Source organism: Aminobacter anthyllidis (genome assembly GCF_018555685.1).
Classification (GTDB): domain Bacteria; phylum Pseudomonadota; class Alphaproteobacteria; order Rhizobiales; family Rhizobiaceae; genus Aminobacter; species Aminobacter anthyllidis.
Genome location: NZ_JAFLWW010000001.1, coordinates 597693 through 617074, shown reverse-complemented (window position 1 = coordinate 617074; position 19382 = coordinate 597693). Strand labels below are relative to the sequence as shown.

At 62.2% G+C, this 19382-nt stretch carries 19 protein-coding genes and 1 tRNA gene; 10 read left to right on the top strand and 10 right to left on the bottom strand.

Annotated features, from left to right (window positions below; translation table 11 throughout):
- Position 1 precedes the first annotated feature (1 nt).
- Positions 2 to 772, top strand: a complete 771-nt coding sequence (locus J1C56_RS03370; RefSeq protein ID WP_214385943.1) for an exodeoxyribonuclease III — start codon at positions 2 to 4, stop codon at positions 770 to 772.
- Between the two features lie 61 nt (positions 773 to 833).
- Here the strand turns inward: J1C56_RS03370 and J1C56_RS03365 are convergent, their stop codons facing one another.
- The 3 genes from J1C56_RS03365 to J1C56_RS03355 form a co-directional block, all read right to left on the bottom strand.
- Positions 834 to 1112, bottom strand: coding sequence for a DUF2218 domain-containing protein (locus tag J1C56_RS03365; RefSeq protein ID WP_214385941.1), 279 nt, complete (start codon positions 1110 to 1112; stop codon positions 834 to 836).
- Between the two features lie 224 nt (positions 1113 to 1336).
- Positions 1337 to 2104, bottom strand: coding sequence for a GGDEF domain-containing protein (locus tag J1C56_RS03360; RefSeq protein ID WP_214385940.1), 768 nt, complete (start codon positions 2102 to 2104; stop codon positions 1337 to 1339).
- Positions 2105 to 2327: 223 nt separating this feature from the next.
- Positions 2328 to 2415, bottom strand: a tRNA-Ser gene (locus J1C56_RS03355).
- A 420-nt stretch (positions 2416 to 2835) separates the two neighbouring features.
- Between J1C56_RS03355 and J1C56_RS03350 the strand changes: the two genes are divergently transcribed.
- From J1C56_RS03350 to J1C56_RS03310, 9 genes are all read left to right on the top strand, one after another.
- Positions 2836 to 4131: a septal ring lytic transglycosylase RlpA family protein gene (locus J1C56_RS03350; protein ID WP_214385938.1), complete on the top strand. Its 1296-nt coding sequence runs from the start codon at positions 2836 to 2838 to the stop codon at positions 4129 to 4131.
- A 123-nt stretch (positions 4132 to 4254) separates the two neighbouring features.
- Complete coding sequence (locus tag J1C56_RS03345) at positions 4255 to 5421, top strand: D-alanyl-D-alanine carboxypeptidase family protein (protein WP_214385936.1); 1167 nt, start codon at positions 4255 to 4257, stop codon at positions 5419 to 5421.
- 114 nt (positions 5422 to 5535) lie between these two features.
- Positions 5536 to 6207, top strand: coding sequence for a dTMP kinase (gene tmk / locus J1C56_RS03340; protein WP_214386662.1), 672 nt, complete (start codon positions 5536 to 5538; stop codon positions 6205 to 6207).
- Positions 6204 to 7259, top strand: coding sequence for a DNA polymerase III subunit delta' (locus J1C56_RS03335; protein ID WP_214386660.1), 1056 nt, complete (start codon positions 6204 to 6206; stop codon positions 7257 to 7259). The genes tmk and J1C56_RS03335 overlap by 4 nt, the downstream gene beginning before the upstream one ends.
- An 86-nt stretch (positions 7260 to 7345) precedes the next feature.
- Complete coding sequence (metG, locus tag J1C56_RS03330) at positions 7346 to 8887, top strand: methionine--tRNA ligase (protein WP_214385934.1); 1542 nt, start codon at positions 7346 to 7348, stop codon at positions 8885 to 8887.
- Positions 8888 to 8898: 11 nt separating this feature from the next.
- The gene (locus J1C56_RS03325; RefSeq protein ID WP_214385932.1) at positions 8899 to 9681 is read left to right on the top strand and encodes a TatD family hydrolase; all 783 of its coding nucleotides are present in this window, start codon (positions 8899 to 8901) and stop codon (positions 9679 to 9681) included.
- A 4-nt stretch (positions 9682 to 9685) separates the two neighbouring features.
- Positions 9686 to 10501 (top strand): MBL fold metallo-hydrolase, encoded by an 816-nt coding sequence (locus tag J1C56_RS03320; RefSeq protein ID WP_214385931.1) that lies wholly within the window; start codon positions 9686 to 9688, stop codon positions 10499 to 10501.
- 390 nt (positions 10502 to 10891) lie between these two features.
- Positions 10892 to 12319 carry an ISNCY family transposase gene (locus J1C56_RS03315; protein WP_214385929.1) on the top strand — a complete coding sequence of 476 codons (1428 nt, stop codon included), beginning with the start codon at positions 10892 to 10894 and terminating at the stop codon, positions 12317 to 12319.
- Positions 12320 to 12580: 261 nt separating this feature from the next.
- Positions 12581 to 13201, top strand: a complete 621-nt coding sequence (locus J1C56_RS03310) for a class I SAM-dependent methyltransferase (protein WP_214385928.1) — start codon at positions 12581 to 12583, stop codon at positions 13199 to 13201.
- Positions 13202 to 13252: 51 nt separating this feature from the next.
- On the opposite strand, the gene J1C56_RS03305 is transcribed toward J1C56_RS03310, so the two are convergent.
- The 7 genes from J1C56_RS03305 to J1C56_RS03275 all read right to left on the bottom strand — a co-directional run bounded on the left by J1C56_RS03305 (position 13253) and on the right by J1C56_RS03275 (position 19330).
- Positions 13253 to 13681, bottom strand: a complete 429-nt coding sequence (locus J1C56_RS03305; RefSeq protein ID WP_214385927.1) for a DUF6691 family protein — start codon at positions 13679 to 13681, stop codon at positions 13253 to 13255.
- A 2-nt stretch (positions 13682 to 13683) separates the two neighbouring features.
- Positions 13684 to 14112, bottom strand: coding sequence for a YeeE/YedE family protein (locus J1C56_RS03300; protein WP_214385926.1), 429 nt, complete (start codon positions 14110 to 14112; stop codon positions 13684 to 13686).
- Complete coding sequence (locus tag J1C56_RS03295; RefSeq protein WP_214385925.1) at positions 14105 to 14434, bottom strand: ArsR/SmtB family transcription factor; 330 nt, start codon at positions 14432 to 14434, stop codon at positions 14105 to 14107. Before J1C56_RS03295 ends, J1C56_RS03300 begins: the two co-directional genes overlap by 8 nt.
- Positions 14435 to 14733: 299 nt before the next feature.
- Positions 14734 to 16044: a replication-associated recombination protein A gene (locus J1C56_RS03290; protein WP_214385924.1), complete on the bottom strand. Its 1311-nt coding sequence runs from the start codon at positions 16042 to 16044 to the stop codon at positions 14734 to 14736.
- Between the two features lie 61 nt (positions 16045 to 16105).
- Positions 16106 to 17587, bottom strand: a complete 1482-nt coding sequence (locus J1C56_RS03285; RefSeq protein WP_214385922.1) for a DegQ family serine endoprotease — start codon at positions 17585 to 17587, stop codon at positions 16106 to 16108.
- Between the two features lie 195 nt (positions 17588 to 17782).
- A complete protein-coding gene (gene rplQ, locus J1C56_RS03280) occupies positions 17783 to 18211 on the bottom strand; it encodes a 50S ribosomal protein L17 (RefSeq protein WP_109577111.1) in 429 nt (142 codons plus the stop codon).
- A gap of 108 nt (positions 18212 to 18319) precedes the next feature.
- Entirely contained in the window at positions 18320 to 19330 is a 1011-nt protein-coding gene (locus tag J1C56_RS03275; protein WP_055976463.1) for a DNA-directed RNA polymerase subunit alpha, read from the bottom strand.
- Positions 19331 to 19382: the final 52 nt, after the last annotated feature.

Here is a 19382-nt window from a genome sequence, read left to right as displayed (position 1 = left end):
GATGAAGATCGCCACCTTCAACATCAACAACGTCAACCGCCGGCTCGCAAACCTGCTGGCGTGGCTGAAGGAGGCAAAACCCGATGTGGTGTGCCTGCAGGAGTTGAAGGCAGCGGAAAGGCAGTTGCCGAAATCGACCATCGAAGCCGCCGGATATGGCGCGGTGTGGCTAGGACAGTCGACCTGGAACGGCGTGGCGATCCTTGCCCGTGGGGCTGAGCCGATCCCGACCAGGATGGAATTGCCTGGTGATCCCGACGACAGCCAGAGCCGCTACATCGAGGCGGCGGTGAATGGTGTGCTGATCGCCTCGCTCTATGCGCCGAACGGCAATCCGCAACCGGGGCCGAAATTCGACTACAAGCTCGCTTGGCACGCGCGGCTCAACGCACATGCGGCGACGCTGCTCGCGGCTGATGTTCCGGTGGTGCTGGCGGGCGACTTCAACATCGCGCCGGATGCCCGCGACGTTTACGCAACAACGTCCTACGACGACAACGCGCTCGTCCAGCCTGAAAGCCGTGCTGCCTTCCGGCAATTGCTCGACCAGGGTTGGACCGACGCCATCCGCAAGAGGTTTCCCACCGAGACGGTCTACAGCTTCTGGGACTACCGGCGAAATCGCTGGCCACGTGACGCCGGCCTGCGTCTCGACCACCTGTTGCTCAGCAAGAAGATGGCCAAGCGCCTCACCGGTGCGGGTGTGGATCGCGGCATGCGCGGACGCGACGACGCAAGCGATCACGCGCCAGTGTGGATCAGCACGAAATAGCCGGCTCGCGGCTACTTCGTGATATCTCAATTTTTAGGAGGTGAACCCGTCCGCTGATCGCTCAAACCTGGCGCCAGTCGAATTTCAGCTCCTCGCGAAAGGCGAAACGCACGATATGATCGACCACCACCTGTTCCATGCGCGGCAGGTCTTCAGCCTCGACATCGACAGTCAGTGTGCGGTCGTCGGCCCGCAGGTCGACGATGCGGCCTTCGCCAAGGTCAATGCGCCCTTGGGTAGGTGAAAAGTCGACGGCGAACTTGTGGCTCCAGTGCTTGCAGAGCTGCTGCAGGTATCGGCTGGCGTGTTCGGTTGCGACCGATGCTGTTGATTTCGGCATGATGTCCTCGGAATGATTGTCGCCTGTGCGCGACAAGGCAGAAGTAGTCTCGCGATTCCGTCAAAAATGCGAGGCCAGGGCGATGTGCATGGCAAGGTGGGCTCTGCCCGCTACGCCTTGCACGTCGGAGGGCGAAGGGAAATCCGGCAGAACAACCCGATGCTTAGAGCCAGTGTCTGTTCCCGAGATCTGGCGCTCGCCTTGCAACGACAGGCTGTTCGCCGTCAATGAAGGGAAGGGCGGGATGGCGAGGAGTCTTGCCGAAGATGGGCGTACTCGACGCGGTTGCGTCCATTTTCCTTGGCCGCCTGCATCTGGCGATCGGCGGTAAGGAGGAGCTCGTCGGCGGTCGCATCCGTGTCGAACAGGACGGCGCCAACGCTGACGGTCAAGGGCCAGTTCAGTCCGCCTGCGACAGGTTCGAAGCTCGCTTCGGCAACCGCATGCCGGATACGCTCGGCCACCTTCTCGGCATTCGCCTTGGAGGCACCGGGGAGATAAACGGAGAATTCGTCACCGCCGATGCGCCCGACCAGATCGCCGCTTCGCACGGAAGCGCGGATGATTTCGGCGATCGCGCTCAGCGCCTGGTTGCCAGCGCCATAGCCGATCTGTTCGTTGAGCCGCCTGAGGTGATCGATGTCGATCACCAGCAGCGCGCCCGGCCGCCTTCCTGCCGAGGCCGTGGCGATGACGTTGATTGCCGCCGTGAACAACGGGCCGGTCAGGCATGACGTCAGGCTGTCATGTGCCAGCTCATGGGCATATTTCTGCTTCAGCGAGGCATTTTCCGTAAGGCTCAGGCCCAGCAAGACAAGCAGAGGCGCGATGAAGAGTAGTGGTACGATGAAAGCGTTGACAGCATCGTGCCATAGCATCTCGGCATCCGCACCGGCGAAGACAAGCACACGGAAGCCCAGCCCGACAAGCAAGAACAAAAGCGCGCCAGCCAGCGTCAGGAGCGCAACCTGACCCCATCTGCGATTTGTCAATGCGATAAGCCTGTCTAACATTCGCGCGCAGCCGGAAATCTATCTGAGGATTTGGACCTCACCCGGCATATCTACGCAATGCGCGCAGGGACAGGCGCTTTGACCGCATGGCCACAGTTACGAAACGTTGTGGTTAAGGGAATACTAAAGGAAGGCAATCAAACTTACGAATGCGTCGCCGGAATCTAGCCCGACGTAGCAGCTTTCCGGACATCACGGACACTGGCGGAGGGAGTGGGATTCGAACCCACGGTGAGTTGCCCCACGCCGGTTTTCAAGACCGGTGCCTTAAACCGCTCGGCCATCCCTCCAGACCATTGCATCCTGTGCCATTTGCATACCCCGACATGAACGGGAAGGCAGGCGCGCGGGACTTGCAACCATCTGGTCACGAGAGCCGCGTTTATAGCTTTCCTTGGCGTGGCGTCAACGGCGCCCGAGACATCTTTCCGCTCAATCGACGGCGCTGGCGCCGAGCTATCGGCCGGTTGATAAGCCATCGCATCCACGTAGCAAGCGCCTGGGGGGCAATTGCTGGTCAGGCGCGCGCACTCCGCCGCAATTACGCCACAATCTCGCCCGTTTCGGACCACAGTCGATTAATAGGCTGGCAAGCATTAGCTGCGCACATAGGGGACTGGGGATACGTGCGCGAGCTAACTCCACTTATGCGTGACGGCGCTGCGATCGTTTAGCCGCGCCGGAGTAGACTGGCAGGGGACTTCACGACAATGCAGAACTCGACGCGGACGCGTTTTGGGCGCGCAGCCACGGTCAGCATTCTCGCTGCAACGGCGGTTTTCATTGCCGGCTGCGCTTCCCAGAAGCCAACGTCCGTCGCCGGCAAGAAACGCTCCAAGGAATATTTCGCCGAGTCCGAATATGGCGTGAAGGCGAGCCCACGGGTAACGACAGCGATGTCGAACCTGCCGCGCGGCGGCGGCCGCGACCAGACTGGCAAGCCCTATAAGGTGCGCGGCAAGTGGTACTACCCGAAAGAAGATCGGAACTACGCCGCGATGGGCCCAGCCTCATGGTACGGTGATGCCTTCCATGGCCGGCTGACCGCCAATGGCGAAATCTACGATATGACGCATCTGACGGCGGCCCATCCGACGATGCCGCTGCCCAGCTATGCACGCGTCACCAACACCAAGAACGGCTCTTCGGTGATCGTGCGCATCAACGATCGTGGGCCATATTCGAACAATCGCGTCATCGATCTCTCCAAGCGCGCCGCTGAGATGCTCGACTACGCCCATAGCGGCACGGCCAATGTGAAGGTCGAATATGTCGGCCGTGCACCGCTCGATGGCCGAGACGACCAGTATCTGCTTGCTTCCTACCGTCCGGGCAAGGGCATGGGCGATCCGAGCAATGACGGCCTGCCGACAGGCGTGATGATTGCCATGAACGGACCGACGCCGAGCGCTGCCGTGGGGCAGGCGGCTGCCTTCCCGGGTACCATGACCAACGCAGCGCCTGCCGCAATCCAGCAGGCCAGCGCTCAGTCCAATACGCTTGCGGCACAAGCCGTCCAGTTCGAACAACCTGCCATGGCAGCGCAAAGCCAGGGCATCATCGACGTCGTGCTGCCGGATTTCGGGCCGATCGCGCCTGAACGTCCGGATGGCATGATGGTTCCGCAGACCCGCGTGGCGCTCGCCACCATGGGCTATGCGAGCGAAAGCGAGAGCGCTGCGACCAGGGCTTTCAACGCCCTGTCGGGTAAATCGATGACGTCGAGCGACATCGTCGATTCCTGGAAACGCCTCAACCCGGGACCGCGTGCCCAGCAAGAGCCGGATGCCTACGTCGCGGCCGGCACCTTTGAGGACAGCGCGGAAGCCCAGCGTGTCGCCAAGGCGCTGTCCGCCTATGGCCGCACCCTGGTCGAGCAGTCCGACTTCGAAGGCAAGACCTGGTACTCGGTCGACCTCTATCCCGATGGCAAGACCTCGATCGACGCGATGCTGAAGGCTGCCTGGTCGCACGGCGCGCCCGACGCCTTCGCGGTTCACGACTAAGGCACGAACTCGCGAACGAGGACCTGTGGCTATCTGCCCGGCCACGGTTGATCCGGTCGCTCGAAGACTGATAGGTTCAAGGCGCTCGACCGGAATACGGGGCCGAACGGGGCAGTGCTTTCCATGATCTCCAGACTATCGACGCCGCTCAAGCTCTTGATCGGACTGCTAGCGGCGCTTGCCATCGTCGGGCAGGCGCAGGCGCAGCTTTTCGAAACCAAGGCAACCCAAGCCTACATGATCGATGCCGAGACCGGCACGGTGCTGTTTTCGAAAGAGCCTGACAAACCGATGGCGCCGGCATCGCTCGCCAAGCTGATGACGATGGAGGTGGTGTTCAACGCCATCAAATCCGGCCGCTACAAGCTCGACGACACTTTTGCGGTGAGCGAAAATGCCTGGCGCACCGGTGGCGCGGCATCGCGTGCCTCAACGATGTTTGCCGCGGTCAAGTCGCAGATCCGCATCGAAGACCTGATCCAGGGCGTCACCGTCCAGCTCGCCAATGACGGCTGCATCGTGCTTGCCGAAGGCATGGCCGGCTCGGAGGCCAATTTTGCGCTGCAGATGACCGAGCGTGCCCGCGAGATCGGCCTGGAGAAGTCGACATTCGTCAATTCGACCGGTCTGCCGGCACCCGGCCAGACAACCACGGTGCGCGAGCTCGCCGAGCTCGGCCTGCACATCTGGCGCACCTATCCCGAGTTCTACCGCTACTACAGCCTGCCGGAGTTCAACTGGAACAAGATCCTGCAGCGCAACCGCAATCCGCTCATCACCATGGACATCGGCGCCGACGGCATGGCTGCCGGCTTCACTGAAGGCGAGGGCTTTGCCATCGTCGGCTCGGTCAACCGCGAGGGCAGGCGGCTGTTTGCCGCCATGGCGGGTCTTGCCAGCGACCGCGAGCGTTCGGAAGAAGCACGCAAGCTGCTCGACTGGGGCATGCGCTCGTTCGAGAAGTCGGAGATCTTTGCCGCCAACGAGCCGGTGGGCGAGGCGCAGGTGTTTGGCGGCACCAGGTCGCATGTCGCCCTGGTGGCCCAGAAGCCGATCTCGCTGTTCCTGCCGATCACCAATCGCGAGCGCCTCGTCGCCCGCATCGTCTATGATGGTCCGGTGGCAGCACCGATTGCCAAGGGAACGCCGATCGGCTCCCTCAAGGTCTGGATCGGCGACACGCTGAGCCAGGAAACCCCGCTCTATGCCGCAGAGGCGGTCGAAGTCGGCTCGCTGCAAAGCCGCGCCCTCGACGCGGTCAAGGAACTCGCGGTCGGCTGGCTCAGATAGTTCAGGTGGACCTTTGCGGCTCTCGACGCTAGAGCTTCGGCACCTACATTAAGATATGCCGTGAGGCCGTTCGTACGGCATAACTCGCGTTGCAGCGGACAGAAGGGCATTGGATTGGCGCGCGGCTTCTTCATCACATTCGAAGGCGGCGAGGGCGCAGGCAAGTCGACACAGATCGAGCGCCTGGCCAGCAAGCTGCGCGACAAGCGCTACGACATCGTCGTGACGCGCGAGCCCGGCGGCTCGCCTGGTGCGGAAGCGGTGCGGCACGTGCTGTTGTCGGGTGCTGCCGAGCCGTTCGGGCCGGAAATGGAAGCGCTCTTGTTTGCCGCCGCACGTTCCGACCACGTCGAGCAGGTGATCCGTCCGGCCGTCGAACGCGGCGCCATCGTACTGTGCGATCGCTTTCTCGATTCGTCGCGCGTCTACCAGGGGGTAACAGGCGATCTCGATCCGGATTTCATGGCTGCGGTCGAGCGGGTGGCGATCAACGGCATGATGCCAGACATGACGCTGATCCTCGATCTCGACCCGACCGAAGGCTTGCGGCGCGCGACCGCCAGGCGCGGACAGGATGTCGCCGACCGCTTCGAAAAGGAGACGGTCGACATCCACCAGCGCCGGCGCGAAGCCTATCTGGCTATCGCCGAGAACGAACCGGAGCGATGCGTCCTGATCGATGCATCGAAGGACCAGGAAGAGGTCGAGCATTCGATCACCGACGCCGTGTTCGCGGCCCTTGAGGCCCGCGCCACGGCCGGCAGCCGGGCGAGGGCCGACGCCTGATGTTCGAGCGCCTCGCCCCCGAACAGCACGACACGCTCGACGGCGTACCTGAGCCCGCCGAAAACCCGCGCCTTTTCGGCCACGAGCAGGCGATCGCAATGCTGACCGCAGCCTACCGCTCGGGGAAGCTTCCGCATGCGCTGATCCTCGCCGGACCGGTCGGCATCGGCAAGGCGACGCTCGCCTTCCACCTCGCCCACCATTTGCTGCGGTATCCTGACTATCGCAACGCACCGGAAGAGCTGGCCGATCCGGACCCAAGGTCGGGACTGTTCCGCCAGGTCGCCACCGGCGCCCATCCGTCCGTGCTGCACCTGACGCGGCCGCAGAACGACAAGACCAAGGGTTTCAAGTCGGTCGTCACCGTCGACGAGATCCGAAAGGTGTCGCGTTTCCTGTCGATGACCTCGCATGATGGCGCCTACCGTGTCGTCATCGTCGATCCGGCCGACGACATGAACACCAATGCCGCCAATGCGCTGCTGAAGAACCTCGAGGAGCCGCCGGCGCGCACGCTGTTCATCCTGATCGTCCATGCACCCGGAAGCCTTTTGCCGACGATCCGTTCGCGCTGCCAGACGATCCGGCTGACCCCGCTCGACGACGGCGCCCTGTTGTCTGCACTTGCCGGTACCGATCAACCGGCGCCGGATGAGCCCGAAGCACGCGCAGCACTGGTGCAGCGGGCAGGGGGCAGCGCCCGCGCCGCGATCCTGCTCACCCAGTATGGCGGGCTGGAGATCGCCGACGCGCTCGACAAGATCGTGCAGTCGGGACGCAATGACATAGCCGCCGCGTACAGGCTTGCCGATGCGGTGGCGGGCAGGGACAACACGATCCAGTTCGACGTCTTCAACCGCCGCGCGCTCGACCTTTTGTCCGACACGGCAACCGAGGCCGCCCGCAACTCGGATCTTTCGCGGGCCAACGTCTTGTCCGATGCTTGGCACGACGCGCAAAACGCGATATCCGAGACCGAGACCTACAATCTCGACAAGAAACAGCACGTCCTGGCCATGATCGACCGCTTGAATGCCGCATTGCGAATGTGACGCTCGTCCGAGCCGGATGGCAAACGCCATGCCGATGCGCTATCTGACCGCGACCCTTTCAATCCGACATTCATGACGGCCCATCCATGTCCCGCGAAAAATTCTACATCACGACCGCGATCTCCTACCCGAACGGCAAGCCGCATATCGGCCATGCCTACGAGCTGATCGCCACCGACGCGCTCGCCCGCTTCCAGCGCCATGACGGCAAGGATGTGTTCTTCCTTACCGGCACTGACGAGCACGGCATCAAAATGCTGCAGACGGCCAATCGCGAGGGCATTTCAGCGCGCGAGCTGGCTGATCGCAATTCGAATGAATTCAAGAAGATGGCAACACTTCTGAATGCGTCGAACGATGATTTCATCCGCACCACCGAAGAGCGCCACTACGCCGCCTCCCAGGCAATCTGGACAGCGATGGCGGAGAAGGGCGACATCTACAAGAGCAGCTATGCCGGCTGGTACTCGGTGCGCGACGAAGCCTATTACGGCGAGGAAGAGACTGAAGTCCGCCCTGACAACATTCGCTACGGCCCGCAGGGCACGCCGGTCGAATGGGTCGAGGAAGAGAGCTACTTCTTCCGCCTGTCGGCCTATCAGGATAAGCTGCTGGCGCTGTACGACACCCAGCCAGACTTCATCGGCCCCAACGAGCGCCGCAACGAGGTGGCAAGCTTCGTCCGCTCGGGCCTGAAGGACCTGTCGATCTCGCGCACCACCTTCGACTGGGGCGTGCCGGTGCCCGGCGACGACAAGCATGTGATGTATGTCTGGGTCGACGCGCTGACCAACTACATCACAGCCCTTGGCTATCCCGACACCAGCGCCGAGAATTGGGCCTACTGGCCCGCCGTGCACATCATCGGCAAGGACATCGTGCGCTTCCACGCCGTCTACTGGCCGGCGTTCCTGATGTCAGCCGGCATAGAATTGCCAAAGCGCGTGTTCGGCCACGGCTTCCTGTTCAACCGCGGCGAGAAGATGTCGAAATCGCTCGGCAACGTCGTCGATCCGTTCACCATGGTCGAGCATTACGGCCTCGACCAGGTGCGCTATTTCCTGTTGCGCGAGGTGCCGTTCGGCCAGGACGGCAGCTACAGCCATGAGGCGATCGTCAACCGCACCAACGCGGACCTCGCCAACGATCTCGGCAATCTGGCGCAGCGCTCGCTGTCGATGATCGCCAAGAACTGCAATGGTGTCGTGCCGCAGCGCGGCGAACTGGCCGACGCCGACAAGGCGATCCTGGATCAGGCAACCGCAGCTCTGGTGACCGCGCGCAAGGCCATGGCGGAGCAGGGCATCCACCACGCCCTTGCCGCGATCTTCGCCGTCGTTGCCGAGGCCAACCGCTATTTCGCCGCACAGGAGCCCTGGGCGCTGAAGAAGACCGATCCGGCGCGCATGGAAACGGTGCTGTGGACCACCGCCGAGGTGATCCGCCGCGTCGGCATCATGTGCCAGCCGTTCATTCCGGCCTCGGCGGCGAAGTTGCTCGACCTGCTTGCCATCACCGACCGGGACTTCGTCCATGTCGACGCCGCGCATGCGCTGGTCCCCGGCGCGGCTTTGCCGGCACCGCAGCCGGTGTTCCCGCGCTATCTCGAACAGGCGACGGAAAGCTGAGGCCGGCAGAAATGTTGGTAGACAGTCACTGCCATCTCGATTTTCCCGATTTCGCCGAGGAGCGCGCGCAGATCATCGCGCGCGCCAAGGCGGCCGGGGTCGAGCCCATGGTCACCATCTCGACGCGCGTGAAGCGCTTCGAACAAATCCTTGCGATCGCTGAGGAATTCGACGAGGTTTTCTGCTCCGTCGGCACCCATCCGCACAACGCCGCCGAAGAGCTCGACATAACCACGGCCGATCTGGTCAGGCTGGCTGCGCACCCGAAAGTGGTGGCGATCGGCGAGGCCGGCCTCGACTATTTCTACGACAAGGCGCCGCGTGATGCACAGGCCCAGGGCCTGCGCGTCCATATCGCGGCGTCCCGCGAAACCGGATTGCCGCTGGTCATCCATGCCCGCAACGCCGACGACGACATGGCTGATATCCTCAGGGACGAAATGGGGAAGGGCGCATTCCCCTTCATCCTGCACTGCTTCTCCTCGGGTGCCGAGCTTGCACGCATCGGCGTCGAGCTTGGCGGCTATGTCTCATTCTCCGGTATTTTGACGTTCAAGAACTCGGCCGAGCTACGCGAGATCGCCAAGGACGTGCCGCGCGACCGCCTGCTGGTCGAAACAGACGCGCCGTACCTTGCGCCGCCGCCGCATCGCGGCCAGCGCAACGAACCGGCATTCGTGGCGCACACGGCCGCCGTGCTCGCCGAGACGATCGGCACAAACGCTGCTGAAATCGCCGATATCACCACAGCCAACTTCTTCCGGCTGTTCACCAAGATGCCGAGGCCAGCCTGACGCCATGGCCGACGTGCTGCGCCTCACCATTCTGGGCTGCGGCTCGTCGCCGGGCACACCGCGCATCACCGGCGACTGGGGCGCCTGCGACCCCAAAAATCCGAAGAACAGGCGCACGCGCGCGGCCGCCATGGTCGAGCGCATTTCCGACACCGGCGTCACGCGCGTCGTCATCGACACCGGGCCGGATTTTCGCGCCCAGATGCTGGCCGCCGGGGTCCGGCACATCGACGCCGTTGTCTACACGCACCCACATGCCGACCATATCCACGGTATCGACGACCTCAGGGGCTATGTGCTCGAGCGCGGCAGCCTGATCGACATCCACGCCGACCAGTTCACGCTGGAGCGCCTGACGCAAGCCTTCGGCTACTGCATCGAAACCCCGCCGGGAAGCTCGTATCCGCCGATCGTGCGGCCACACATCATCGCGCACGATCAGCCGTTTGTCGTAACGGGAGAGGGGGGTGCCCTCACCTTTCTGCCGCTGCCGCAGATCCATGGCGACATCGTTTCACTCGGATTTCGCGTCGGCCCGCTGGCCTATTGCTCCGATGTCAGCGACTTCCCTGCGGCCACGGCTGCACTGATGACCGGCCTTGAGCTGCTGGTCGTTGACGCGTTGCAGCACAGGCCGCATGTCAGCCATCTGTCGTTGTCGGAAGCGCTGGAGTGGATAAACAGGCTAAAGCCGAGCAAGGCCGTGCTGACGCATATGCATGTGCCGCTGGACTACGCTGCCGTCATGGACGCGACGCCGGCGCATGTCGAGCCTGCCTATGACGGCATGATCATCGAAATGTCTTATCCGTCAGATTGATAAGACGACTGCTTGATGCAGTCAGGCATCAATGCTTGTCTCGCGACGACCACAGATTCCAGCCGTAGCTTCAGCGTCCGAGGACTGGCTCGCGCCAATGCATGCTTCGCACCATTGATGTGCAAGCGCGCCATTGCCACGGGGCGGAAGAGCCGATCTGCTGGGCAGGCCTGCAGACTTGCTCGATGGCCAAACGGCGTTGCGGTGTATCGTATAAGTTCCATAATCTATCTTATGCGACTTTCTGATGTAGGGGCTATTTAGTAATGCGACAGTTGGGCCAGTTAGAGATGCGGCAGTCTCGCCTCTCGACGTTCTGGTCAATGCCAACGTTAGGAGCAAGGATGACGACCTCCAGCCTGGTCGAGACCATGAGCGGTCGGAGTCGTCATGTCCTGTTTGATCACCATGTCGCAGAAAGAATTGCATCGCCTCGGAGTCATTCAGAAGATCCGTGATCAGCGCTTGAGCGTCGTCCAGGCCGCTGAGCTGCTTGGGCTCAGCCGAAGTCAGATGCACAGGCTGCTGCAGGCCTATGACCATTCCGGTGCGGCCGGCCTGGTTTCGAAGACGCGCGGCCGGCCGAGCAACCGGCGCCACAGCGAGGAGTTTCGCAATGCGGCGCTGGATCTCATCCGCGAACGTTATCTGGATTTCGGTCCGACGCTGGCGCGCGAGAAGTTGATCGAACTGCATCATATTTCGGTGGCGAAGGAAACGCTGCGTCAATGGATGACCGAGGCCGGTATCTGGGTCTCGCGCCGGGAACGCAAGAAGCGGGTTTTCCAGCCCCGTGGCCGGCGCGATTGTTTCGGCGAGCTCGTTCAGATCGATGGGTCGCATCACTGGTGGTTCGAGAACCGCGGCCCCAAATGCGCTCTGCTTGTCTATATCGATGACGCCACCGGCAAATTGCTGCATCTGCGGTTCGCTGGGTCAGAGAACACGTTCGACTACCTGCATGCGACAAAGGCCTATCTGCAGCAATGGGGCAAACCTCTGGCCTTCTACAGCGACAAGCATGGTGTTTTCCGTAGCACGCATGCGTCGGAGAAAGATCGGACGAGCGGCCTGACGCAGTTCGGCCGGGCGCTTTATGAACTCAACATCGACATCATCTGCGCCAACACCCCGCAGGCCAAAGGTCGCGTGGAACGCGCCAACCAGACGCTGCAGGATCGGTTGGTGAAGGAGTTGCGGCTGCGTGGTATCGATACCATCGCGGCCGCCAACGCTTATGCGTCAGAATTCATTGCGGATTTCAATTCCCGCTTTGGCAAGCCGCCACGCAATCCAAAGGACATGCATCGGCCATTGGCTGATCAGGAGAACCTTGACGGCGCCATGTGCCGGAAGGAAGTCCGTACTCTGTCGCAATCCCTGACGCTGCGCTACGACAAGGTGCTGTTCATCCTTGAGCCGACCGGTCTTTCCAGGTCCCTGGCGGGTAAGAAGGTCGTCGTTTGCGACTATCCGGACGGCCGCCTCGAAGTCATGCACGAGAGCTTTGCCCTGCCCTACAGAACCTTTGACACCTTGCGATCAGTTCACAGGCCCGAAGTGGTCGAGAACAAGCGTTTGGACGATATGCTGTCGATCGTCGCCGAGCTGCAGGCCGGACGCGAACAGCAACGTAGCAAGGGCGGCCCGTGCCGCACTGGCCAGACGGATCATATGTTCGGCATTCGCGATGGCAGTCAGAGCAATGGTTATCAGAAACGCGGCCGCAAGCCGGGCCGGCGGACGGATTTCGTGAATGATCCGGAGGTCATCGCAAAAAGGCAGAAGGCCCTGGCTCGGATGGAAGCGGCGGAATGAATGGCGGCGGAGGTAGATTCAAAGCTAAAGCCGACGACGTGCTCTCCCACCCGCCCCCGCTCCTCCCTTTCAACCCGGCCCAGCCGGTCGGATCGGGGCTGGCCCTATGTGCCAGTGTCGCGTTTCTAACTGGCTGACAGCGTCGCGTCCCTAATCAGCTTTGACATCTGACACGCTAGCCAACTGAGGCCAAATCATATCCCCTTTGATGTTCGAACCACGCGAAATGGTTGGATACGTTAGGACGATTGGAGCTGTGCTGTGAGCGACGACCGCGCCTCGCATTGGGAAACCATCTACCAGACCAAGGCGGAAGATCAGGTCAGCTGGTTCCAGCCAACGCCCGAGCCGTCGCTGACGCTGCTTGGCCTTGCAGGTGCAACGCCTGATGCGGCAATCATCGACATTGGCGCCGGCGCGTCGCATCTCGTCGACGCGTTGATCGGCCAAGGCTTTGCCGACGTCACCGTGCTTGATATCTCGCAGGCGGCACTCGGGGCCGATCGCACGCGTCTCGGAGCGGAGGCAAATCGCATCCGCTGGGTCTGCAGCGACGTGACAGCCTGGCAGCCAAGCCGCAGCTACGACATCTGGCATGATCGCGCCGCGTTCCATTTCCTGATCGACGCCGCCGATCAGGCAACCTACGCCACGGTCTTGACGAGAGCGCTGAGACCCGGCGGCCATGCGATCATCGGGACATTCGCCCCTGATGGCCCCGAAAGATGCAGCGGCCTGCCGATTGTCAGGCATGACGCCGACAGCATCGGCAAGCTGCTGGGCGACGGCTTCGAGCTTGTCGACAGCCGACATCATGAACACAAGACGCCGTGGGACAGTGTGCAGTTGTTCCAGTTCAGCACGTTCCGCAAACGGAGCTGATAGCGCCCCTGCCCGCATATTAGCCATCACTGGATTACCAGCGATGGCAGATCAAGCCGGTGCCACAACGCGCCTGGCTGCAAGCGTCCTGGCCAGCCACATGCCGACAAACATCATCGGCAAGAAGGCATAGGTGCCGGCAGATCCCAGCATGGTTGCCGTCAGTGCCGGCCCCGGGCAAAATCCACCAAGGCCCCAGCCGATGCCGAAGATGGCCGATCCGACGAGTATAGGACGGTCGATCTCCTTCTCGGCCGGCAGCTGGAACGAGTTTGCAGCCAACGGCTTTTGGCGTTTGAATACAAGGCGATAGCCGACGAATGCGGTGATGACGCCACCACCCATGACAAAGGCCAGCGAAGGATCCCAGCTGCCGAACAGATCAAGGAAATTCAACACCTTGGCCGGGTCGGACATGCCTGAAACGACGAGGCCGATGCCAAACAGCAGACCAAGAGCGAGATTGACGACAAAGGACATGGTCAGGTTCCCAGCGCGTGCCGGACGATGAAGACAGTGGCGAAGGCCGTGGCCATGAAGGTGATGGTCGCCACCAGCGAGCGAATGGAAAGCCGCGACAGCCCGCAGACACCGTGTCCGCTGGTGCAGCCACTGCCATATGCCGAACCGAAGCCAACCAGCAGGCCGGAGACGGCCATCAGCGGCAGGTTCGATGAAACGGTCTGAAGCACCTCGTTGCCGGTCACCAGCAGATAGACCAGCGGTGCGGCGACCAAGCCGAGAACGAAGCCAAGGCGCGACGGGAAGGCGCCGTCAGCGTATGGCGGCAACAGGCGGCTGGCGATGCCGCTGATACCGGCAATACGGCCTTCCCAGGCCATCAAAAGCACTGCTGAAAGGCCGATCAGGATGCCACCGACGGTGGAGGCGATGGGCGTGAATTCAGTCATTCCTACTGCCTTCCATTGAAACGGCGTCAACGCCTGGCTTGCAGAACATGCGGTAGAGCAGCGAAACGATTTCCGCGACGCGCTCGTCGGCCAAGCGGTAGAAGACGGACTTCGATTCTTTGCGACCGGCGATCAGTCCAGCTTCGCGCAGTTCCGCGATCTGCTGCGACAGCCCAGGCTGGCGGATGCCAAGGCTGTCTTCGAGATCGCGCACCGAGCGCTCGCCATCGACAAGCGCACAGACGATCATCAGGCGGTTGGGGTTGGCGAGCTTTTTCAGGAACTCCGAGGCTTCCCCTGCCCGTTCAAGCAGTTCGGACATCGCCGTATCGGGTCCTAGCTTCACGATGTTGACCTTGGTTCGCTACCGCGCGCCCGTCCCGACTTTCGTTACGCTGGTCGGATGTTTCGGGCGCTTCACTCATAAAACGTCGCCGCAACGACATCGCCATTACGCTTACATATACACGATTGCATTTTTTCGCAATCGATTTTTCGCAGCGACTGGAGGCTTGGCACAAAACACCTGCCCTGCCCTCTACTCATCGCGTTCGCGTCAGAGCTTGGTCGAATGATCGAGCGGCGACCGGCCAGAAGGTTCAACGACGTCACCGTTGACGGCTATTCGTCCGACTGGCTGCGATTGGCCTTGTTGCGCGCCCAGAACTCAAGCCGCTTCTTGATGTCGCGTTCGAAGCCGCGTTCATTCGGCGCGTAGAATTCGGGACGGTTCGCCCCTGCAAGCTCGTCCGGCATGAACTCCTGCCCCGAAAACGCATCGGGATAGTCGTGGTCGTAGCGGTAACCCTCGTGGTAGCCGAGCTCCTTCATCAGCTTTGTCGGCGCGTTGAGGATGTGCTTGGGCGGCGCCAGCGAGCCGGTCTGCTGGGCCATGGCTATCGCCTGGTTGAAACCCATGTAGGAGGCGTTCGACTTGGGCGCTGTCGCCACATAGGTGATCGCCTGGGCCATGAACAGGCGCCCTTCCGGCCACCCTACCCGCTCGAACGCCGTCCAGGCTGCGATGACCTGCGGCATCGCCTGCGGGTCGGCCATGCCAACATCTTCGGATGCCGCGCATGCCAGCCGGCGGAAGATCGTGGCCGGAGATTCGCCGCCGACAACCATGCGCGCCGCCCAGTAGAGCGCCGCCTGCACATCGCTGCCGCGCAGGCTCTTATGGAAGCAACTGAGCAGGTTGTAATGCTCTTCTTGGCCCTTGTCGTAAATCGGGGCACGCTTCTGCACCGTTTCGGCAAGACCCGCGACATCCAGTACCGTGCCGGACGGCAATGCGAGCAGCTCCTCGCAAAGCCCGATCAGATAGCGCCCGTCGCCATCCGCCATGGTCAGCAGCGCGTCGCGCGCGTCGGCATCCAGCGGCAGTTTCCTGTCCGCGTGTGCTTCCGCGCGTTCGGCGAGGACGGCAAGGTCTGGCTTTTCGAAGCGCTTGAGCGTGTAGACCTTGGCGCGTGATAGCAGTGCCGCGACCAGGCTGAAGCTCGGGTTCTCCGTCGTGGCGCCGATCAGAACGATGGTGCCGTCCTCGACATGGGGCAGCAGCGCGTCCTGGGTGGTCCGGTTGAAGCGGTGGAGTTCGTCGACGAACACTACGGTCTGACGCCCTGCCCCGCTGCGGAGCTGTTTGGCGGCATCGACGACCTTTCGCAGGTCGGCAACGCCCGAGAGAACCGCCGAGAGCTGGACGAAATCGAGACCGATTTCCTTGGCCACCAGCCGGGCAATCGTCGTCTTGCCGACGCCTGGCGGCCCCCACAGGATAAACGACGAAGCCTTCTTCGACTTGACCATGCGCCCGATCGGGCCGTCGGGCCCGAGGATATGGTCCTGTCCTATGACCTCGCTGAGGCTTTGCGGGCGCAATGTCTCGGCGAGCGGACGCGGAACGAACTCGTCGAAGAGAGAGCTCAAGGAATGGCCCTCCCCGCGATCCAGTTACATGCCACGACCTTTTCAAGCATGGTGCCGGTGCTCAGTAGCGCAGCATCTGCCGCATGATGCGACCGTCGCGCTCGACGGTGAACCGCCACCAGCGCGTATCTTCCTCGGCAAGCTGCTTGAGCTTCTCAGCGGTGTCGATGGTCTCGCCGTTGAGTTCACGCACGATGTCACCCGCCTGGAAACCGAAACCTGCGGCGGCCGAACCGCCGTCGACGCCGACGATCACCACACCCTTGGTGTCGGTCGCGACACGCAGGCGCTGGGCCAGCCGCGGCGACAGCGCGGCGACCTTGGCGCCGGCAAACGGGCTGCGCCCGCCCAGGAGGACCTCGTTGGTGCTGGCGCCTTCGGGCGCGCGCTCGAGCGCCACCTCGACGGCCTTTTCCTCGCCCTTGGTCAGGACAGACAGCGTCGCCTTGCCGCCGACCGGCTGGGTTGCCAGGCGATAGTCGAGCGCTTCCATATGCTCGATCGCGGCACCGTTGAACGACAGCACGACGTCGCCGGGCTTGAGGCCGGCGCGTGCCGCCGGGCCATTCTCGTCAACCGACGAGATCAGTGCGCCCGAAGGATGGTCCATGCCGAGCGACTCGGCGATCTGCGGCGTCACAGGCTCGAACGAGGCACCGATGAACGGTCGCTCGAAGAACTCGGCGCCGCCCTTGGCGGCTTCGGTGAACGCACGCACCATATTGGAAGGAATGGCAAAGCCGATGCCGATCGAGCCGCCGGTACGGCTGAAGATCGCCGTGTTGATGCCGATGAGCTGGCCGCCCATGTTGATCAGCGCACCACCCGAATTGCCCGGGTTGATGGCGGCGTCAGTCTGGATGAAGAAGCCCGAATCGGACACGCCGATATGCGTGCGGGCGAGTGCCGAGACAATGCCGCTGGTCGTGGTCTGGCCGACGCCGAAGGGATTGCCGATGGCGAGCACAAGATCACCGACCTGCAGCGCGTCGGAATCGCCGATGGCAATCGTCGGAAACGGCTTGTCGGAATCGATCTTCAGCACTGCGAGGTCGAGCGTGTCGTCCTTGAGCAGAACCTTGGAGGTAAATTCGCGGCCGTCCGACAGCGCCACCTTCACCTGGTCGGCGTCCTGGACGACGTGATTGTTGGTGACGACGATGCCGCTTGCATCGACCAGCACGCCAGAACCAAGCGAAGACCGATTACGCGGCGCACCGCGGCCGAAAAACTGTTCGAAGAACGGATCGCCTTCAAAAGGCGAACGCGCCTTCACCTGCTTGGAGGCATAGACGTTGACCACCGCGGCAGCCGTATCCTTGACCAGCGGCGCGAACGAAAGCTGCATCTCCTCGCGGCCGAAGGGCACGCGACGATCGGGACCAGGCGTGGCAGTACCGTCCTTGCCGCCGTTCAGAAGATCGGTCAGCACGTCCGACAGGCCGGGATCCTCGGCGGGTTTCGTCGCCTCCTGGGCAGAGACACCACCTGCAACAGCCATCCAGGCGCACAGCGCAAGCAGCAAATATCGTTTCGCACGCATTGCGAATCCTCCAACGTCTAGTCGGCGCCATTGTCGTGACGATTGTGCAAATTGAAAGGCTGTATGCGCGTGAAAGCGGTTATTTCCGCATAGTTGGCGAGCAATGCGAAAGAACCGCTGCAGGCTTACGGGCGATTACCCAAAACAAAAGGGGCCACCAGGGCCCCTTCGGTTCAAATCAACGGTGCGGACAGCTTATGCAGCTTCAGCTTCGTTGGCAGCTTCGGCTTCGAGGCGAACGCGGTCGCCGGCGCCCTTGGCCGAGGTGTCGCGATCGACGAACTCGATGACAGCCATCGCGGCGTTGTCACCGCGGCGGAAGCCAGCCTTCATGATGCGCAGGTAGCCGCCCTTGCGGTCAGCGTAACGCGGCGCAACTACGTCGAACAGACGCTTCACGACGTTTTCGTTGCCGATCTGGGCGATCACCTGGCGGCGGGCATGCAGGTCGCCGCGCTTGCCGAGCGTCACCAGCTTCTCGACGATCGGACGCAGGTCCTTCGCCTTTTCGAGCGTGGTCACGATCTGCTCGTGCTCGATAAGCGAGACCGAGAGGTTGGCGAACATGGACTTGCGGTGGCTTACGCTGCGGGCGAAGCGGCGGCCTTTAAAACCGTGACGCATGGCTCTTTTCCTTCTTCAATGATCAAGAGGCCACGGCCCCTGATGGTTTTCCGCATGGCCGTCGGACCGGAATATCCGGTCCTCGGTACCATGCTCGACTAGGTCTTTTTAGTACTGGTCTTCGTATCGCTTGGCGAGGTCTTCGATGTTTTCCGGCGGCCAGTCCTGCACTTCCATACCGAGGTGCAGGCCCATGGCGGCCAGAACTTCCTTGATCTCGTTGAGCGACTTGCGGCCGAAATTCGGGGTCCGCAGCATCTCGGCTTCCGTCTTCTGGATCAGGTCGCCGATGTAAACGATGTTGTCGTTCTTGAGGCAGTTGGCCGAACGGACCGAAAGCTCCAACTCGTCGACCTTCTTGAGCAGCGCCGGGTTGAAGGCGAGCTCTGTAACGGCCTCGGCTGCAACTTCCTTCTGCGGCTCGTCGAAGTTGACGAACAGTGCAAGCTGGTCCTGCAGGATGCGAGCAGCGAATGCCACTGCGTCCTCGCCGGTGATCGAACCGTCGGTCTCGATGGTCATGGTCAGCTTGTCGTAGTCCAGAACCTGGCCCTCGCGGGTGTTCTCGACCTTGTACGAAACCTTCTTGACCGGCGAGTAGAGGCTGTCGACCGGGATGAGACCGATCGGAGCATCTTCAGCACGGTTGCGTTCAGCAGGCACATAACCCTTGCCGGTGTCGACGGTGAACTCCATACGGATCTCCGCGCCCTCGTCGAGCGTGCAGATGACGTGGTCGGGGTTCAGGATCTCGACGTCGCCGACAGTCTGGATGTCGCCAGCGAGCACGGCACCGGGGCCCTGCTTGCGAACGACCATGCGCTTCGGGCCGTCACCTTCCATGCGGATGGCGATTTCCTTGATGTTGAGCACGATGTCAGTGACGTCCTCACGAACGCCGCCGATGGACGAGAACTCATGCAGCACGCCGTCAATCTGGACGGCCGTGACGGCAGCGCCGCGAAGCGACGACAGCAGCACGCGACGCAGGGCATTGCCGAGCGTCAGGCCGAAGCCACGCTCGAGCGGCTCGGCGACCAGCGTGGTCAGCGTCTTCTTCTTGGACGAGAACTCGATCTTGTTTGGCTTGATCAGTTCCTGCCAATTTTTCTGGATCATATTCGCTTCCTTCCGTAGCCCCGCCACCATCCAATCGTGACGGGCGACCTGG